This is a genomic window from Alloyangia pacifica (genome assembly GCF_003111685.1).
In the GTDB taxonomy this organism is placed as follows: domain Bacteria; phylum Pseudomonadota; class Alphaproteobacteria; order Rhodobacterales; family Rhodobacteraceae; genus Salipiger; species Salipiger pacificus_A.
Genome location: NZ_CP022189.1, coordinates 1,053,056 through 1,069,575 on the forward strand (window position 1 = coordinate 1,053,056; position 16,520 = coordinate 1,069,575).

Annotated in this window: 11 protein-coding genes and 1 tRNA gene; 2 read left to right on the forward strand and 10 right to left on the reverse strand. The window is 67.6% G+C overall.

What is annotated here, in order from left to right:
* Positions 1–123: 123 nt before the first annotated feature.
* Positions 124–3,204: a valine--tRNA ligase gene (locus CEW88_RS05105; RefSeq protein ID WP_108964984.1), complete on the reverse strand. Its 3,081-nt coding sequence runs from the start codon at positions 3,202–3,204 to the stop codon at positions 124–126.
* A gap of 789 nt (positions 3,205–3,993) precedes the next feature.
* Positions 3,994–4,197 carry a DUF1127 domain-containing protein gene (locus CEW88_RS05110; protein WP_108964985.1) on the reverse strand — a complete coding sequence of 68 codons (204 nt, stop codon included), beginning with the start codon at positions 4,195–4,197 and terminating at the stop codon, positions 3,994–3,996.
* Between the two features lie 247 nt (positions 4,198–4,444).
* Between CEW88_RS05110 and CEW88_RS05115 the strand changes: the two genes are divergently transcribed.
* A complete protein-coding gene (locus CEW88_RS05115) occupies positions 4,445–5,509 on the forward strand; it encodes an Mrp/NBP35 family ATP-binding protein (protein WP_108964986.1) in 1,065 nt (354 codons plus the stop codon).
* Positions 5,510–5,641: 132 nt separating this feature from the next.
* Here the strand turns inward: CEW88_RS05115 and CEW88_RS05120 are convergent, their stop codons facing one another.
* From CEW88_RS05120 to CEW88_RS05135, 4 genes are read right to left on the reverse strand one after another with little or no spacing between them, the layout of a single operon-like run.
* On the reverse strand, positions 5,642–6,760 hold the full coding sequence (locus tag CEW88_RS05120) for a DNA polymerase III subunit delta' (RefSeq protein ID WP_108964987.1): 1,119 nt from the start codon (positions 6,758–6,760) through the stop codon (positions 5,642–5,644).
* On the reverse strand, positions 6,757–7,407 hold the full coding sequence (tmk, locus tag CEW88_RS05125) for a dTMP kinase (protein ID WP_108964988.1): 651 nt from the start codon (positions 7,405–7,407) through the stop codon (positions 6,757–6,759). Before tmk ends, CEW88_RS05120 begins: the two co-directional genes overlap by 4 nt.
* Positions 7,404–8,603 (reverse strand): D-alanyl-D-alanine carboxypeptidase family protein, encoded by a 1,200-nt coding sequence (locus CEW88_RS05130; RefSeq protein WP_108964989.1) that lies wholly within the window; start codon positions 8,601–8,603, stop codon positions 7,404–7,406. Before CEW88_RS05130 ends, tmk begins: the two co-directional genes overlap by 4 nt.
* A gap of 25 nt (positions 8,604–8,628) precedes the next feature.
* The gene (locus tag CEW88_RS05135) at positions 8,629–9,552 is read right to left on the reverse strand and encodes an SPOR domain-containing protein (RefSeq protein ID WP_108964990.1); all 924 of its coding nucleotides are present in this window, start codon (positions 9,550–9,552) and stop codon (positions 8,629–8,631) included.
* 352 nt (positions 9,553–9,904) lie between these two features.
* Here CEW88_RS05135 and CEW88_RS05140 point away from each other — a divergent pair.
* Positions 9,905–9,994, forward strand: a tRNA-Ser gene (locus tag CEW88_RS05140).
* A 274-nt stretch (positions 9,995–10,268) separates the two neighbouring features.
* Here the strand turns inward: CEW88_RS05140 and CEW88_RS05145 are convergent.
* The 4 genes from CEW88_RS05145 to CEW88_RS05160 are packed head-to-tail and all read right to left on the reverse strand — an operon-like array spanning position 10,269 to position 16,339.
* The gene (locus CEW88_RS05145; RefSeq protein ID WP_108964991.1) at positions 10,269–11,351 is read right to left on the reverse strand and encodes a response regulator transcription factor; all 1,083 of its coding nucleotides are present in this window, start codon (positions 11,349–11,351) and stop codon (positions 10,269–10,271) included.
* 35 nt (positions 11,352–11,386) lie between these two features.
* Entirely contained in the window at positions 11,387–12,799 is a 1,413-nt protein-coding gene (locus CEW88_RS05150) for an HlyD family type I secretion periplasmic adaptor subunit (RefSeq protein ID WP_108964992.1), read from the reverse strand.
* Positions 12,800–12,802: 3 nt separating this feature from the next.
* Positions 12,803–14,590: a type I secretion system permease/ATPase gene (locus CEW88_RS05155; protein ID WP_108964993.1), complete on the reverse strand. Its 1,788-nt coding sequence runs from the start codon at positions 14,588–14,590 to the stop codon at positions 12,803–12,805.
* 21 nt (positions 14,591–14,611) lie between these two features.
* Complete coding sequence (locus tag CEW88_RS05160) at positions 14,612–16,339, reverse strand: calcium-binding protein (protein ID WP_108964994.1); 1,728 nt, start codon at positions 16,337–16,339, stop codon at positions 14,612–14,614.
* Positions 16,340–16,520 lie beyond the last annotated feature (181 nt).

A 16,520-nucleotide genomic window follows, 5' to 3' on the forward strand; every position in this document is an offset into this window, starting at 1 on the left:
CTTTCCAAATACGCATAAGCTTCCACCTGCCACGCGCGCGGCGCCGGGGGAGAGGCACCGGCAATGAAAAAGGCCCGCCCGGAGCGTTCCGGGCGGGCCTTTCGGTTTCGCTGCCTCGAGGCGTCAGCCGAGCTCTGCGAGCCGTGCCAGCGCGTCGCGGAGCTTTGCCTCTTCCTCCTCGCGCGCGGCGAGGTTGTCGCGGGTCTCCTGCACCACCTCTTCCGGCGCGCTCTCGGCGAACTTGGGGTTCTTCAGCCGGCCGCGCAGGCCGCCGAGTTCCTTGGCGAGCTTCTGCAGCGCCTTCTCGAGCCGGGCCTTTTCCTCCTCGACATCGATGATCCCCGCCAGCGGCAAACCAAAGGTGCCGCCGCTCAGTGCCAGGGCCGCGGTGCCCTTGGGCATCTCCTCGACCTCGGTCAGGTCCTCGATCCGCGCGTAGCGCTTCACGAAGGCCTCGTTGGTGGCATAGGCGGCGCGGGCCTCCGGCGTCAGCCCCTTGACCACGCAGGGCACGTAGGCGCCGGCGGGCACGTGCATCTGCGCGCGCGCCGAACGGATCGCCTCGATCATGCGGATCACCCAGTTGAGCTCGGCGTCGGCCTGCGCGTCGACCATCTCGGCCGCGGTGTACTCCGGCCAGTCGGCGTGGATCAGCATCTTCGGCCGCGCGCGCTGCGCCCAGAGCTCTTCGGTGACGAAGGGCATGATCGGGTGCAGCAGGATCAGGCACTGGTCGAAGGCCCAGGCGTAGGTGGCGCGGGTCTCGGCCTTGGCGGCCTCGTCCTCGCCGTGGAACACCGGCTTGGTGAACTCGAGGTACCAGTCGCAGAAGGTGCCCCAGACAAAGGCGTAGAGTGCCTGAGCCGCGTCGTTGAAGCGGTAGTCGGCCAGCGCCGCGTCCACCGCCTCGCGGGTCTTGGCGACCTCGCCCTTGATCCAGCGGTTGAGGGGCAGGGTGGTCTCGGGCACCGCATCGCTGTGGGCCAGCTCGAAGACGCCGTTCATCTGCGCGTAGGAGGCGGCGTTCCACAGCTTGGTGCCGAAGTTGCGGTAGCCGGCGATGCGCTGCATGTCGAGCTTCAGCACCCCACCGAGCGAGGCCATCGCGGCATTGGTGAAGCGCAGCGCGTCGGCACCGTACTCGTCGATGATCTCCAGCGGGTCGACGACATTGCCGAGCGATTTGGACATCTTCTTGCCCTTGGCGTCGCGCACGAGGCCATGCAGGTAGACGTCCTTGAAGGGGATCTCGTCCACCACGGCGAGCTGCATCATCATCATCCGGGCGACCCAGAAGAAGAGGATGTCCTGCCCGGTGACCAGAACGTCGGTCGGGAAGTACTTCTTCAGCTCCGGCGTCTGTTCGGGCCAGCCGAGCGTGCCGATCGGCCAGAGACCCGACGAGAACCAGGTGTCCAGAACGTCGGGATCGCGGAACACCGGGATCGCCTGCGGCCGGCGGCGCTGGTCGACGCCGGTGTAATCCATGCCCTGCGACAGCAAGTCGGCAAGGTGATCCTCGGCGGCGGCGGCATCCTCGACGATCAGGAACTCGGCATCCTCGCCAAAGACCGCCTTCATCTTCTCGATCGCCTCATCTTCCGAGGCGGCGCAGAACGAGCGCCATTCGTCGCCCATGCCCGGGGTGTGCCAGACCGGGATCTGGTGGCCCCACCACAGCTGGCGCGAGATGCACCAGGGCTCGATGTTCTCGAGCCAGTGGTAATAGGTCTTCTCGCCGCTCTCGGGCATGATCCGCACGCGGCCCTCGCGCACGGCGTCGAGCGCCGGGCCGACGATTTGCGCGGTGTCGACGAACCACTGGTCGGTGAGCATCGGCTCGATCACCACCTTCGAGCGGTCGCCGAAGGGTTGCATGATCGGCTTGGACTCGACCAGCGGCACCCATTGTGCGGGCTCGTCCAGCGCCTCGCCGCCTTCCTCGGGCGCGACCGGAGCCTTGCCCGCGGCCTTTCCGAGGCGCGGGTCGGTCGCTTCGGTCATCACCGCGAGACCCTCGGCGGTGATCTCGGCGATCACCGCTTCGCGCGCCGCGAAACGGTCGAGGCCGCGCAGGTGGTCGGGAACGAGGTTCAGCTTGTCCGCCTCGTGCTCGTCGAGGTCCAGCTCGCCGCGGGCGACCTGCTGGGCGATCTCGGCGGCCTCGGCGTAAGGGTGTCCGTCCTCGCGCATGGCCCCGCGGGTGTCCATCAGCCGGTAGCAGGGGATGCCGCCGCGCTTGGCCACGCCGTAGTCGTTGAAGTCATGCGCGCCGGTGATCTTCACCGCGCCCGAGCCGAAGGTGGGATCGGGGTATTCGTCCACGATGATCGGGATCAGGCGGCGGTGCTCTTTCGGACCCACCGGGATTTCGCAGAGCTTGCCGACGATGGGCGCATAGCGCTCATCCGAGGGGTGCACCGCGACCGCGCCGTCGCCGAGCATGGTCTCGGGGCGGGTGGTGGCGATGGAGATGTAGTCCCGCTCCTCGGAGAAGAGCACGTTGCCGTCCTCGTCCTTCTCGACGTAGGTGTAGGTCTCGCCGCCCGCGAGCGGGTACTTGAAGTGCCACATGTGGCCCGGCACCTCGATGTTCTCGACCTCGAGGTCGGAGATCGCGGTCTCGAAATGCGGGTCCCAGTTCACCAGACGCTTGCCGCGGTAGATCAGGCCCTTGTCGTACATGTCGACGAAGACCTTTATCACCGCGTCGTGGAAGTTCCCTTCCTCGCCCGCCGGCGCGCCCTCGGCCCCCGACATGGTGAAGGCGTTGCGCGACCAGTCGCAGGAGGCGCCGAGGCGCTTGAGCTGGTTGATGATCGTGCCGCCGGACTGCTGCTTCCACTCCCAGACCTTCTCGAGGAAGGCCTCGCGGCCCATCTCGCGGCGGGTGGCGTTGTTCTTGTCCTTGGCCAGTTCGCGCTCGACGACCATCTGCGTGGCGATGCCCGCGTGGTCCTGCCCGGGCTGCCAGAGCGTGTCGAAGCCGCGCATCCGGTGCCAGCGCACGAGGATGTCCTGCAGCGTGTTGTTGAACGCGTGGCCCATGTGCAGCGAGCCGGTCACGTTCGGGGGCGGGATCATGATGCAGAAGCTTTCATCGCGCGAGGCGTTGGCCCCGGCCTTGAAGGCTCCGCTGTCTTCCCACGCCTTGTAGATGCGCGCCTCGGCCTCGGCCGCGTTGAAGGTCTTTTCCATCGCCATGGCTGCGTTCCCATGCCTGCTTTGTGCTGTTGTCCGAACCCTCCTACCGAAAGGCTCGGCAAAGGGAAAGCGCCGCTTGCGCCCGGAGGGGCGTGGCGGGGCGCGCTTTTCGGCGCGGGGCAACTTGGCGGGAGTGGGAAACGGAAAACGGCGGTGCCAGGGAGGAGGAGAGGCACCGCCGTTCCGTGTCACGAAAGCCCGAGGAGGAGGAGAAGAGGGGCTTCCGATCCGGGCGGGCCCGAGACAGGCCCTATGTAGGGTGCGGCGATCTCAGGGAGGAGGAGAGAGATCGCCGCTGCATCGACGCCCCAGGGAGGAGGAGAGGGGCTCCGAAGCTTCTGGAGCGGCCTTTGTCAGGCGCCCCGTTATCTGGTGCGGCGGTCTCAGGGAGGAGGAGAGAGACCGCCGCTGCATCGACGCCCCAGGGAGGAGGAGAGGGGCTCCGAAGTTCTGGGGCGACCTTTGGCAGGAAGCCCCGGTATCTGGTGCGGCGGTCTCAGGGAGGAGGAGAGAGACCGCCGCTGCATCGACGCCCCAGGGAGGAGGAGAGGGGCTCCGAAGTTCTGGGGCGACCTTTGGCAGGAAGCCCCGGTATCTGGTGCGGCGATCTCAGGGAGGAGGAGAGAGATCGCCGCTGTATCGATGCCCCAGGGAGGAGGAGAGGGGCTGTCGATGTCTAGGCCTTGCGGCCCTTGTTCGTGTGGCGGTGACCTCAGGGAGGAGGAGAGAGGTCACCGCCGTAACGAACCGGCTCAGGGAGGAGGAGAGAGCCGGGACGTGTTCGAATTCTTATGCCTCGTAGGCGGCCTGGTAGGCGATCCGGCGGATCATCGAGCGGTGCAGCCCAAGATCGCCCAGTTCGCGGTTGCTCAGCGCGGACAGCTCGCTGAAGGTCTGCTTGTACAGGCGGCGACGAGCGAGGGCAGTGCGGAAGCGCTCGACGAGTCCTTCGGAGCGGCCTGCGATGCGGGTGGTGTCGGTTGCGTATGCCATTTGCGTCTGTACCCGTGTGGCTGGAGGGTTGCGTCTGTCTTTCGTTGACCCATAGATGGGCCAGATGCTGCGGTTGCACAATCCCGGGAGGGTTCAATGCCGCTATGCGCGAAATGCATGGGAAAAAGCGCTTTGGATTGCGCAAACATGCGGGCTCGCGCACAAGATTTGGGCGGACCATGTCTGCGGTTTGCGCCTGGCGCAAGGTGACGCAAGGGTGGCATGCGCCCGAGGAAAGGAAGTGACCATGACCCAATTGTCCGACGCCATCACCGAGCTGCTTGGCAGCTTCGATCTGCCCGGCGGGGGGACTCTGATCTCGCGTGACATGATTCGAGCGATGCGCGTCGAGTCCGGGCAGGTGGCCTTCGTGATCGAGGCGCCGAGCCCCGAGATCGCCCGCCAGATGGAGGGCTTCCGCGCCATGCTCGAGGCGCGCATCGCCGAACTGCCCGGGGTGGAGACTGCCTCGGTCGTGCTCTCTGCGCCGACCCAGGCCCCCAAGGCGCCCTCGCTGAAACTCGGCGGCCACGCCAAGCCGCAGCAGGGTCGCATGATCCCGCCCGGGGTGAAGAAGCTTATCGCCATCGGCTCGGGCAAGGGCGGGGTCGGCAAATCGACGGTTTCCTCCAACCTCGCGGTGGCGCTGGCGCGCGCGGGCAAGACGGTCGGTCTGCTGGATGCCGACATCCATGGCCCGTCGCAGCCCCGGATGTTCGGCGTCTCGAAGCGCCCGGCCTCGCCCGACGGCAAGACGATCATCCCGCTCGAGGCGCATGGCGTTACCCTCATGTCCATCGGCTTCATGCTGCCCGAGGACAAGGCGGTGGTCTGGCGCGGCCCGATGCTGATGGGGGCGCTGCAGCAGATGCTGATGCAGGTAGAGTGGGGCGAGCTCGACGTGCTGCTCATCGACCTGCCGCCGGGGACCGGTGACGTGCAGCTCTCGCTGGGTCAGAAGTCCGAGCTCGACGGCGCCATCGTCGTCTCCACGCCACAGGACGTGGCGCTGATCGATGCCAAGAAGGCGCTCGACGCCTTTGCGACGCTGAACGTGCCGGTGCTGGGGATGATCGAGAACATGTCTGCCTTCGTCTGCCCGGGCTGCGGCCTCGAGAGCCATATCTTCGGACATGGCGGCGTCGCGGCCGAGGCGGCGCGGTTGAACCTGCCGGTTCTGGCGCAGCTGCCGATCGACCTCGACACCCGCCTCGCGGGGGACGGCGGCGCGCCCGTGGCGCTTGGTGACGGCGTTATGGCGCAGGCCTACGCCAAGCTGGCGCAGGAGTTGATCGCCAAGGGCGCGGTCTGACCCTGCAACCCGTCACCCGCGGGTCTTTCAGGAAGGCATTTCCAGCGGGAGGCGCGGCGAGAGCAGCGCCTCCCGCTTTCGTGGCAGCCTGGCGCTTGCCACGCGGGGCCACTTGGCCCCCGACCGCAGAGCTTAGTCCACCTTGCGCAGCTGCAGCAAAAGATCGAGCACCAGCGCCGCGGGATCGACGTTCACCGCCCGCGCGTGGCGGGCGCGCTCGCCGGCGTCCTGTGCGAGCTGCGCCCAGGCCCGTCCGGCGGCGGGGTGGGGGGCGAGGCGCTTCAACACCTCTGCCTCCTGCGGGGCGGCCTCGGCGCGCGGCGCCATGCCGGTGACCCCGGCACGAGCAAGGCGGGCCATCAGCCGGTCCGCCAGCGTCAGCATCAAGTCGAGCCGCGCTTCCTGGCCGCGTCCGGCGGTGCTTTCGCCAAGCGCGATGGCGCGCGGCCGGTCGAGCCGGGGCAGGGTGTCCGCCAGCGACACGAGATCGGCATAGAGCTTCAGCCCGCCGAGATTGAGCAGCCGCAGCGCCTCGCCGACCGAGCCGGCGGAGAGCTCCGCCAGCGCAGCGGCTTCCTGCGGCGCCACCTGCGCCCCGGCCTGGTCGAGCGCGCGCGCCATGGCCTCCGGCTGCAGCGGCGAGAGCCGCAGCTCGCGGCAGCGCGAGCGGATCGTCGGCAGGAGGCGCGAGGGCTGGTGGCTGACCATCAGCAGCACGGTATTGGCGGGCGGCTCCTCGAGCAGCTTGAGGATGGCGTTGGCCGCGTTGGGGTTCATCTCGTCGGCACTGTCGATGATCACCACGCGGCGCCCGCCGTCGGCCGACGACAGCGAGAAGAACCGTTTCAGCGCGCGCACTTCTTCGACGGTGATGACGCTGCGCAGCTTCTTGGTCTTCGGATCCCAGCCCCGGCGCAGCAGGTGCAGCCGCGGCTCGGAAAGCGCGTGCACGCGGTGTGCCACCGGGTGCTCGGGGTCGATGCGCAGATCGCTGGGCGGGGGCGGCGCGCCGAAGAGCCCACCGTCGTCCTCGGGCGTGGCCAGCAGGAAGCGCGCGATGGTCCAGGCCAGCGTCGCCTTGCCGAGCCCGCGCGGCCCGGTGATCAGCCAGCCGTGATGCAGCCGGCCCGAGGTGAAGGCGGTGAGGAAATCTTCCTGCGCCCGGTCCTGGCCATAAATCGTGAAGGTCTCGCGCGGATGCGGGGCGCCTTCGATCCTATCGGCCTCGGGGATTTCCTCTTCGGCACTCATGCCGGGCACCGCTCATTCAGTCGGGCACGGATGTCGGCGGCCACCTCGTCCTGCGGGCGGTTGCCGTCGATCACGATGAAGCGCTCGGGGAACTCCCCAGCCAGCGCAAGGTAGCCCGCGCGCATGCGCTCCTGCAGCGCCAGGCCGAAGTCCTCGAAGCGCTCTTCCGCGGTGGCGCGGGCCTTGGCGCGCGCAAGGCCCGCCTCCGGGTCCATGTCGATGAGGAAGGTGAGGTCAGGCTCGGTGCCGATCATTAGCTCGTGCAGCGCATCGACCTTGTCGCGCAGATCGCCACGAGAGAGGCCCTGATACATGCGGCTGCTGTCGGCGAAGCGATCGCAGATCACCATCTTCCCCATCTCGAGGGCAGGGCGGATCAGCCGCTCGAGGTGATCGCGGCGGGCGGCGGTGAAAAGCAGCAGCTCGGTCTCGGCGGACCAGCGGTCGGGATCGCCCTGCAGCACCAGGGCGCGGATCTCCTCCGCGCCCGGCGAGCCGCCGGGCTCGCGGGTGAGCACCGCCTGCCGCCCCTCGGCCAGCAGATCGACGTGCAGCCGCCGCGCCTGGGTGGACTTGCCAGAGCCGTCGATGCCTTCGAAGCTGATGAAGAGGCCCTTCGGCTGGGCCCCGCCTTCTGGCTTGGTCACATGGCCTCCGGCGAGGCGGCGGGGGTCTGCAGGCGGCCGATCAGGTTGCTGCTGACCACCATCATGCGCTTGACGAACCCGCTGGAGGGGACGTCCTCGGCGGCAAACAGCGGCACACGGTGCTCGGGCAGCCCTTCGGGGGTGATGATCAGCTCTGCGAGCTGCTGCCCGGCGGTGATCGGCGCCTTGAGCGGGCCGGTATAGACGACCTCGGCGCCAAGCTCGGTGCCCGGGGTCACCGGGATCAGCATCTCGATGTCATCGCGTGCCACGAGGCCGACGGTCTCGGTGTTGCCAAGGAAGACCTGTGCGCGGGCCACTTCCTTGCCCTTCTCGACGAGCTTGCGCTCGGCGAATTGGCGGAAGGCCCAGTTGACGATGGACTCGCTCTCCTCGGCGCGGGCGCGTTCGCTCTCGAGCCCGGAGATGGCAAAGATCACCCGGCGGTCACCCTGCTTGGCCGAGCCGACAAGGCCGTAGCCCGCTTCCGAGGTGTGGCCGGTCTTAAGGCCATCAGCGCCGATGTCGAGGCGTAGCAGCGGGTTGCGGTTGCGCACGTTCTGCGGCGCGCGACCGTCGAAGGCGAACTGCTTTTCCGAGAAGATCGGGTAGAACTCGGGGAAGTCCTCGATGATGTGCCGCGCCAGAAGCGTCAGGTCGCGCATCGACATCACGTGGCCCTGCGCCGGCCAGCCCGAAGCGTTGGCGAAGCTGGAGTTGGTCATCCCGAGCTGCTGCGCGCGGCGGGTCATGAGGTCGGCGAAACCGGCCTCGGTGCCGTTGGGCGAGAGCGCCTCGGCGATCACCGCACAGGCGTCGTTGCCCGAGAGCACGATGATGCCGCGCAGCAGGTCCTCGACCTTCACCCGGTCGGTTGTGTCGAGGAACATGGTCGAGCCGCCGTAGGACATCGCGTGCTCGGAGACAGGCAGCTCCTCGTCGAGCTTGAGCCGGCCGTCGCGGATCGCCTCGAAGGCCATGTAGAGCGTCATCAGCTTGGACATGGAGGCGGGCGGGACGGCCGTGTCGGCATCCTTGGCCAGCAGCACGGTGCCGGTGGTGTAATCCAGCACAAAGGCGGCACGGGCGCTGGTATCAAAGGCCTGTGCACCGCTGGCAAGCAGCGCTGCGGTGGCCGCGCCGGCCAGAAGGCGGCGCAGGGGCAGGCTCGAAAGGGGGCTTTTCAGGCGGCGCATGGGCGGATCCTCTCTATGGCTCCGGTCAGTTCTTGACGGCGTAGGCATCCGAGAAGCCGGTGCCCTTGATCTTGGTCAGCAGCGCGTCGAGCTCGGCCTTGTCGGCGGCGGGGCCGACCAGCACCCGCCAGAAGGTCTTGCCCGAGCTGCTCTGCTTCTTGACGGTCGGCACCATGCCGGCCTGTCGCATCGCGGTGGCGGTGTTCTCGGCGTTCGTCTCGACGCTGAAAATGCCGATCTGCACGTAGGGGCGCGACAGCGACGTGGCCTGCGTCGGCGCGGGGGACGCGGGTGCCTTGGGCGCGGCGGCTGCGGGTGTCGCGCTGGGTGCGGGCGCCGGGGTTGTGGGGGCCGCGTCGATCGCTGCGGCGGCGGAGGCGGTCACCGGGTCGAGCGTGCTTGCCTCGACCGCGGGCGCATCCGACAGGGTCGCGGCCTCGACACCGGCGGGGCCGGTGCCAGCTTCGGGTTCTGCCGGGCCCTCCTCGCGGCGCAGAGCGACCACGTTGAGGTTCACCGGCTCGCCCGCGAGCATGCCGATGGCGGCGGCGGCGTCGGAGGAGACCTGCAGGCGCGGTCCGGGGCTCATGCGCTCGCGGCGGAATAGCGCGCCGATGACGAACTGCCCGGTCTTTTCGTTGCGAATGATCACCCGCTCGGGTTCGCTGACGTCGGGATGCGCGACCCAGACGCCGCCAAGCGAGGGGCGCCCGTCCCAAAGTCCGGCCTCGGTGGTCTGGAAGACCTCGGGCGCCTCGATGTCGCGTTCCGCCGTGGCGGCCCCGCGCGAGACCTCTGCCCCGCCAGCGCTGCTGTCCTTGCCCTTCAGGAATCCAGGCATCTGCGACTCGCTGCAGGCGCCGAGCGCGAGCGTTGTCAGCAGTGCCACGACTGTTCCTCTTGCGGCCCCCTGTCCGATGATGGGCCGCGTTCGCTTTGCTCTGGTCATAATGCCCCCTGCATTCCCGCCTGACCGGTGGCGTCTGTCGCGCCTTGCCGGATATCCCCTCTTCCGGGCTGCCTGGCCCGGTCCGTGATTTGCGGGATGCGCGCTCCTTTGCCACGGCGCGCTTCGAGGGCGCGCTTGGGTCGGGGTCTGCCACGCCGGACCTGCCGCGGCGCCGGGCCTTGGCTGTCGGAGGGCTGCGCCACCGGCGCTGGGAAACGGAGCGGAACATCCCGCTTTTTCGCGGATGGTAGCGGGTGGCGCAGGTCAAGAAAAGCCATCAAAGCCGTGATCGGCGGTTTTTCCCGGAAAGCCTGTTCTAGAATCGCGGGAAGCAGGCTAGGTCGGTCGAACCGGAGGTTTGGCAGAGTGGTCGAATGCGGCGGTCTTGAAAACCGTTGGGCCTTTGCGGGTCCCGTGGGTTCGAATCCCACAGCCTCCGCCATGTTTTTTCCGCAGAGATCCGGCGAGATGCGCGCGGGACTGTCCGCCAGGAGGCCCGTGATCCGCGACCCCTGACCCTTGTGCGTCTGCAGTGCTTTGTGAAGCTGGGCGCCGTCGAGGGCGACAAGGCCGTCACCTGCTGCGAAGGGGGCAAGGACCGGCAACGCGGGACCGGGCGAGGGGTCGTCCCTTGCCGGAGCCGAGTAGCGCTCAAGGCGCTCTGTCCATGGCATCTTGTTGCGGTATTGGCACCGCCCCGGGCCGCAAGGGGTGTCTCAGGTCAACCGTCGCGGTGGCTGCGCGAGGGAATGCAGCTTTTCATCGGCACCACCGAGGAGATTGCGGCGCAGCGCGCCTCCCCGACCGAGCTCGCAGGGGTCCAGCCCCTCGACGCCGTCCATCGCGCCTCCACGGGGGTGATCGTCGCGGTCAGGCGACCCGGCGCGCGCCGTTTCGGCGTCCTGCTCGGCCTCTACGTCCTGCCACTCGAGGGCCGAGGCGATCAGCGCGGCCTCCGTGCGGTTCTTCGCGCCGAGCTTTCGGATCACTTGGCGCACCTCCAGCTTCACCGTGGCTTCCGAGGTGCACAGGACCTTGGCGATCTCCTTGTTCGAGCGCGCCTGCGTGAGGTTCATGAGCACGGCCGATTGGCGCTCGGTCAGCCCTTCGAGTTTCGCCGCTTCATCCTGATCGCCCTGCGTCGGCCGGGGCTGGAGTTCGTGCCCGTTCCGCTTGGGTGGCGTGCCTTTCGGCGTGGTGTCCGTGTCGTCGGGAGACCCGTCCGGCTCTCCTTGCTTGGCGCCAAAATCCTCCAGCAGAGGAGGACTGAGGTCATTGTCCAGGACCGAGGGCGGGACGACGATGCCGCCATGCAGCACCAGTTCGAGAGAATTGAGCACGTTGCTGGGATTCATGGAGGCGGGGATCACGCCGCGCGCCCCGGCCTTCAGCGCCGATTGGACAAACTCGGCGCTGGCGGTCTCGCAGAGCAGCAGGATCGGCTCGACCAGCCCGAGCTGGCTGATCCTGCGGACGATGGAGAACCAGTCGCGCGCGCGAGGGGTGCTCCGGGTGTTGACGATGCACATCCCCCGCCGGGTGATCTGATCGATGAACGCCGGGTCGCTCGGCTCGATCTCTTCGATCCGCATGCCGTGCAACTGCGCGAAACCGGCCAGGAAATGGGAAAGCTGCGCCCGGGTCAGCGGCATTTCGTCCACGAGATAGAGGATCGGGGTCCGTGTCTTCGGAAGTGCCATCGTCTTTTTCCCCCCTTCGGGCGACATGTTGTCGCCGAAACTTGATCCGGTCGCCGGTGCGTCCTCGCTGGCGGAGCCCGGCGCCGCGGGCAGGGGCATCCGGTGCGCCCCGTGGGGCCTTCCGCTCCGCGCCGCTACCCTTCGCGCATCCCGTTCTGCAGAAGCGCTTGGAACGGCTCCCAGAGATAGCTCAGCATCGATCGTTCGCGGGTCACCACCAGCACGCTCGCCAGCATTCCCGAGCGCAGTTCGATGTCGTGGTCCGAGAGTTCGGAGGCATCGACCTCGACGCGGATCGGGTAGTACGTCGCATTCGAATGCTCGGACCGTGACGTGTCGGCAGAGACCATGGTCACCACCCCCACGATCTGGGGCATGGTGCGGCCAGAGAAGGCCGACAGGCGGACGTTTGCTTCCATGCCGACCTCGACGGCATCGATATCGTTCGGCGAGATTTGCGCGTCGATCTGCAGGCGCTCGCGCGCGGGCACCACGTCGAGAATGGCCTCGCCCGGCTGGATAATGGCGCCGGAGTTGCGCACCTTGAGGTTCGCCACCACGCCATCGACCGGCGCGCGCAGGACCTCGCGGTCGAGGATGGCCGTGAGCGCCGACAGGGACTTGTCGATCTCGGCGAGCTCGCTGCGTATTTGCGCAGCGCGCACCGCCAGTTTCTCGGCATCCTCGGCATCCTGTGCCTTGAGGTTCAACTCGATCTCGCCGATTTCCTTCTTGGCTTCAGAGGCGGCGGTGACGTGGCTGCCACGCATCCCCTCGGCCTCGGCGATTCCCCGGCGCAGCCGGAGCACTTCGCCCTTGGCCGCGAGGCCCTTGTCCAGAAGCGCGACCTTGTCCGCCAGTTCCTCGTGCATGAGCTCGAGCTGTTCGGAGGCGCTGCGCTGCTGCAGGCCGTGGCCGGCGATGGTTTCCGAAAGCTGCGCAATCCGCTGCCTGAGCACGCGCTCGCGCGCGCTGCGGAGCGCGAGTCGCGCGTCGAGGGTGCGCTGCTCGGCCTCGAAGGCTGACGCGACGACCGGATCCGACAGGTCGAACGCCGCCGGAACGACCAGAGCCGGTGTCCCGGCGATCTCGGCGGCGATCCTGGCCTGCTCGGCCATCCGGGTCAGGCGCCGGTCCTCGAGCGCTTCCGCCTCGCTGCGCGGCGCGGTGACATCGATCGTCACCAGAACATCTCCCTGTCGGACCTTGTCGCCGTCGCGGACATGGATGCGCTGCACAAGGCCGCCTTCGAGGTGCTCGACTGTCCGCACGCCGCTGTCGGGGCTGATCTGACCCGCGGCGATCGCGCCGCCGGCAAGTGGGGCCATCGCGCCCCAGACGCCGAAGCAGGCGACGAAGCCCAGCAGGATCAGAAACCCCGCCCGTCTCGGCGCGCGGATCGCCTCCGAGATGCTGCGCTGCCGGTGGCGCGGGGAGGCATCGCCAGAGGCGGTCTTTTGGGGCAACTTTTCCGGCAGGCGCCGCGGGTCCGCGGGAGGGGAAAGACCCTCGGCACCGTGCAGGGAGTGTCTGGCAGCAATGGTCATGGGTCAGTCTCCCGCGAATTCTGCCTGCGCGGCAGCCGATGGGCGCCGCGCAGGCTGCTCCGCCTGCGAAGGGGCCGGGGGAACCGCCTGGGCCCTGCGGGCGGCAGTGGCTTCCCGCATCCGTCCCAGCACCTCCTGGCGCGGGCCAAAGGCCTGCACCATGCCGCCCCGCAGCAGCAATACCTTGTCGCTTTGGGCGAGGGTCGACGGGCGGTGCCCGACGATCAGCAGCGAGGCACCGGCCTCCTTGAGCTCCAGCACCGCAGCCGAGAGCGCAGCCTCGCCGGCCTGGTCGAGATTGGCGTTCGGCTCGTCCAGCACGATGAGCGCCGGCGAGCGGAACACCGCACGCGCAAGGCCGATGCGCTGCTTCTGCCCCCCCGACAGGCCTGCGCCGCGCTCGCCGAGCCGCGTCTCGTAGCCCTGCGGCAGCTGCGAGATCATCTCGTGGACGCGCGCCCGGGTGGCGGCCTCGACCACCTCCTCCGGTGCGGCCTCGGCCATCCGTCCGATGTTCATGCGGACCGTACCCTCGAAGAGGCCGACCTCCTGCGGGAGAAAGCCGATGTGCGGGCCGAGTTCATCGGGGTCCCAGTGATCGATCCTTACCCCGTCGATCGAGACCGTCCCGGAGTTGGGCTTCACCAGCCCGACGATGGCGCGGCAGAGCGTGCTCTTGCCCGCGGCCGACGGGCCGATGACCGCGACGACCTCGCCCGGAGAGATCTCGAAACTCACCCGCGCGAGCTGCGGGCCGTTGGGGCCGATCACCGTCAGGTCCTTGACCTGCAACCGCCCGCTTGGCGCCGGCAGGGCCATCCGTGCCGGCTCCCTGGGGAAGTCGGTGACCAGCTCGCTCAGTCGGCCGTAGGCCAGCCGGGCCCCGGAAAAGTTCTTCCATGCAGACATGGCCATGTCGACCGGCGCCAGCGCCCGGCCGAGGAGGATCGATCCCGCGATCATCGATCCCGGCGTGGTCAGCCCATGGATGACGAGGTAGGCGCCCGCGCCGAGCATCAAGCTCTGGGCAAAGTAGCGCAGGAACTTCGCCGTCCCGGTGATGTAGCTGTTCCGCTCGCTGGCGCGTAGCGTATCCGCCTGGGTTTCCGCGTTCTGCGCCTGCCAGCGCCGGACCATGGATCCGATCATCCCCATGGCCCGCACCACCTCGGCGTTGCTGATCGTGCCTTCGGCGAGGCTGTTTCCCTTGAGCTGGCTGCTGTTCGCGGAGCGCAGAAGTCGCCGGGTGACAAGCTCGTTCCCGACGCTCAGCGCCAGCAAAAGCAGGGCCGCGCCGAGCGCGATCATTCCCAGCACCGGATGCAGCACCCAGGTCACCGCGATGAAGAACGGGGTCCAGGGCAGATCGAAGAAGGCGGTCATCGCCTGACCGCCGATGAAGGACTGCACCTGCCCGAGATCGCGGAAAGCCTGCCCGCCCGCGGCCCGCCCGCTGAGCCGGGCCTTCAGCCCGACCCTCAGGAGCTCGGGCCCGAGGGTCTCGTTGAGCCAGACGCCGATGCGGAGCGCCACGCGGCTCCGGGCGGTGTCGAGCATGGCCATGGTGAGCAGCGCCAGGCCGAGAATGCCGGTCAGCAGAACCAAGGTCTCGGTTCGGCCGCTGCTCAGAACCCGGTCGTAGACCTGCAGCATGTAGAGCGGCGAGGAGAGCATCAGCAGGTTGATGGCGAGGCTGAACACCCCCACGGTGAGGAAGGCCCCGCGGCACTTGCGCAATGCTTCATCAAGAACCGTTTCCGGCTCCGGGCGGCGATCGGATTTCCCGGCCATGGCACTATGCTCCCGCTTGCCTCAGACCAGAAAGCCGTCAGGGTCGCTGAACGCGAAGACGTCGATAAGGGCGGCGCGTTGGCTCGCGAGTGTCGGGTCGGCGGTTCCTGTCCAGACATAGGTAGACTGGTCCGCGGTGTAGAATTCCAGGGCGTAGGCACCGGAGAGCGTCCGCCACCTTGTACTCGAGGCCGCGTCTATACCGATCTGATCGTGTCCGGCCGTGTCGTAGAAGTCGTAGTCGAGGACAAGGTTCGTGCCCGAGATGCCGACAAACGTGTCCGACCCGTCCTGACCATAGAGGTAATTCGTGCCGCCATTGCCGACCAGCATGTCGTCACCGGCGCCGGCAGTTATCGTATCCACACCCGCGCCGGTTATGAATTTCTGATTCCCATCCAGGCCGTTGAAGCGATCGTTGAAGGCGCTTCCCTCGACGACTTCCACGCTTGCGAGCACGTCGCCCTGGGCGTCACCGCCTGTTGCCGCGTAGGCGTTGAGCGCCGAGACCGTCACGGTGACGGCGCTGCCGGAGCCTGCGTAGCTGACGGTGTCGATGCCGGTCTGTCCATTCAGCGTGTCGGCACCGGCCCCACCGACCATGTAATCGTTGTCCTCGCCACCCTGGAGGATATCGTCACCCAGTCCGCCGAAAAGGCTGTCGTTCCCCAGGCCGGAGGAGAGCGTGTCATTGCCGTCCAGACCGTAGAAGGTCTGGTTGCCGCTGCCTCCGACCAAGGCGTCGGCAAAGGCGCTGCCGATGGCGCCGTTGATCTCGAGATAATAGTCCCCCGCCGCGCCTCCGGCGCCCTGTGTGGCGCCAAGGGACGACAGTTGTACGGTCACTGCCGAAGCGCTGCTTTCATAGGTGACGAAATCGTAGCCGCTATCGCCGGTGCCCGAGTCGCCGTACATGAGATCGCCGCCACCGCCACCGTCGATCGTGTCGTCGCCCGCGCCGCCCACGATCGTATCATTGTCGAGCCCGCCGTTCAGGATATCGTTGTCGGCATCGCCAAACAGAAAGTCCGTGCCTTCGCCGCCATTGATCGTGTCATTGCCATCGCCGCCGTGAGCCTCGTCAACTCCCGACCCAAGGATCATTTCGTCATGGCCACCATCGCCCCAGACAGAGTCATTGCCGCCGCCGGAGGTGATCGTGTCGTTGCCGTCGCCGGCCGTGATGGTGTCTTTGCCGCCTGACGATTGCAGCAGGTCGTCACCTGACCCGCCGTCGAGATAGTTGTCGCCCGTCTCTCCGATCAGCGTATCGCCGCCATCTCCGCCGAAGATCAGGTCGTTGCCCGACGAGCCAGAGAGGGTGTCCGATCCCGAGCCGCCGATCATGATATCATTGCCACGGCCGCCCAGCAGAAGGTCGTCCCCGCCGCCGCCGTCCATGCTGTCGTCGCCATCTCCGCCATCGAGCGTGTCGTCGCCATCATTGGCGGATTCCGTGCGGGCATCGCCGAAATCCTCCCGGCCTGCGTCGCCGTAGAGGACGTCATTGCCGTCGTCGCCTCTCAGCAGGTCGTCGCCAGAGCCGCCGAGCGCCGTGTCGTCGGTCCCCGCGGCCATGATCGTATCGTTGCCGTCTCCGCCATCGAAGTAGTCCGCGAGATCCTGCGAGGCGTTTCGGCGCGAAATGTAGACCCGCAGGAAATCATCTCCGCCCAGGCCAAGAATGCGGAATGCGCCCGGATCTCTTATGTACAGAGTATCGTTGCCCTCGGTGCCGATCTTGTCCATTTTCAACTCCCTGTCTTTTTTTGATTACGGAGGCAGCTCCGAAAATTGAGCCTTGGAAAATCCTGTCTACTGTAGAGCGCGGAACGCCTTCAGGCACCGATCGGCGCAAGAGGTTGCGTGGCCGTCAGACATGAATTGAATTTCGGCCTGGCTCGCATGTGCGAACATGAAATGCGGGCGG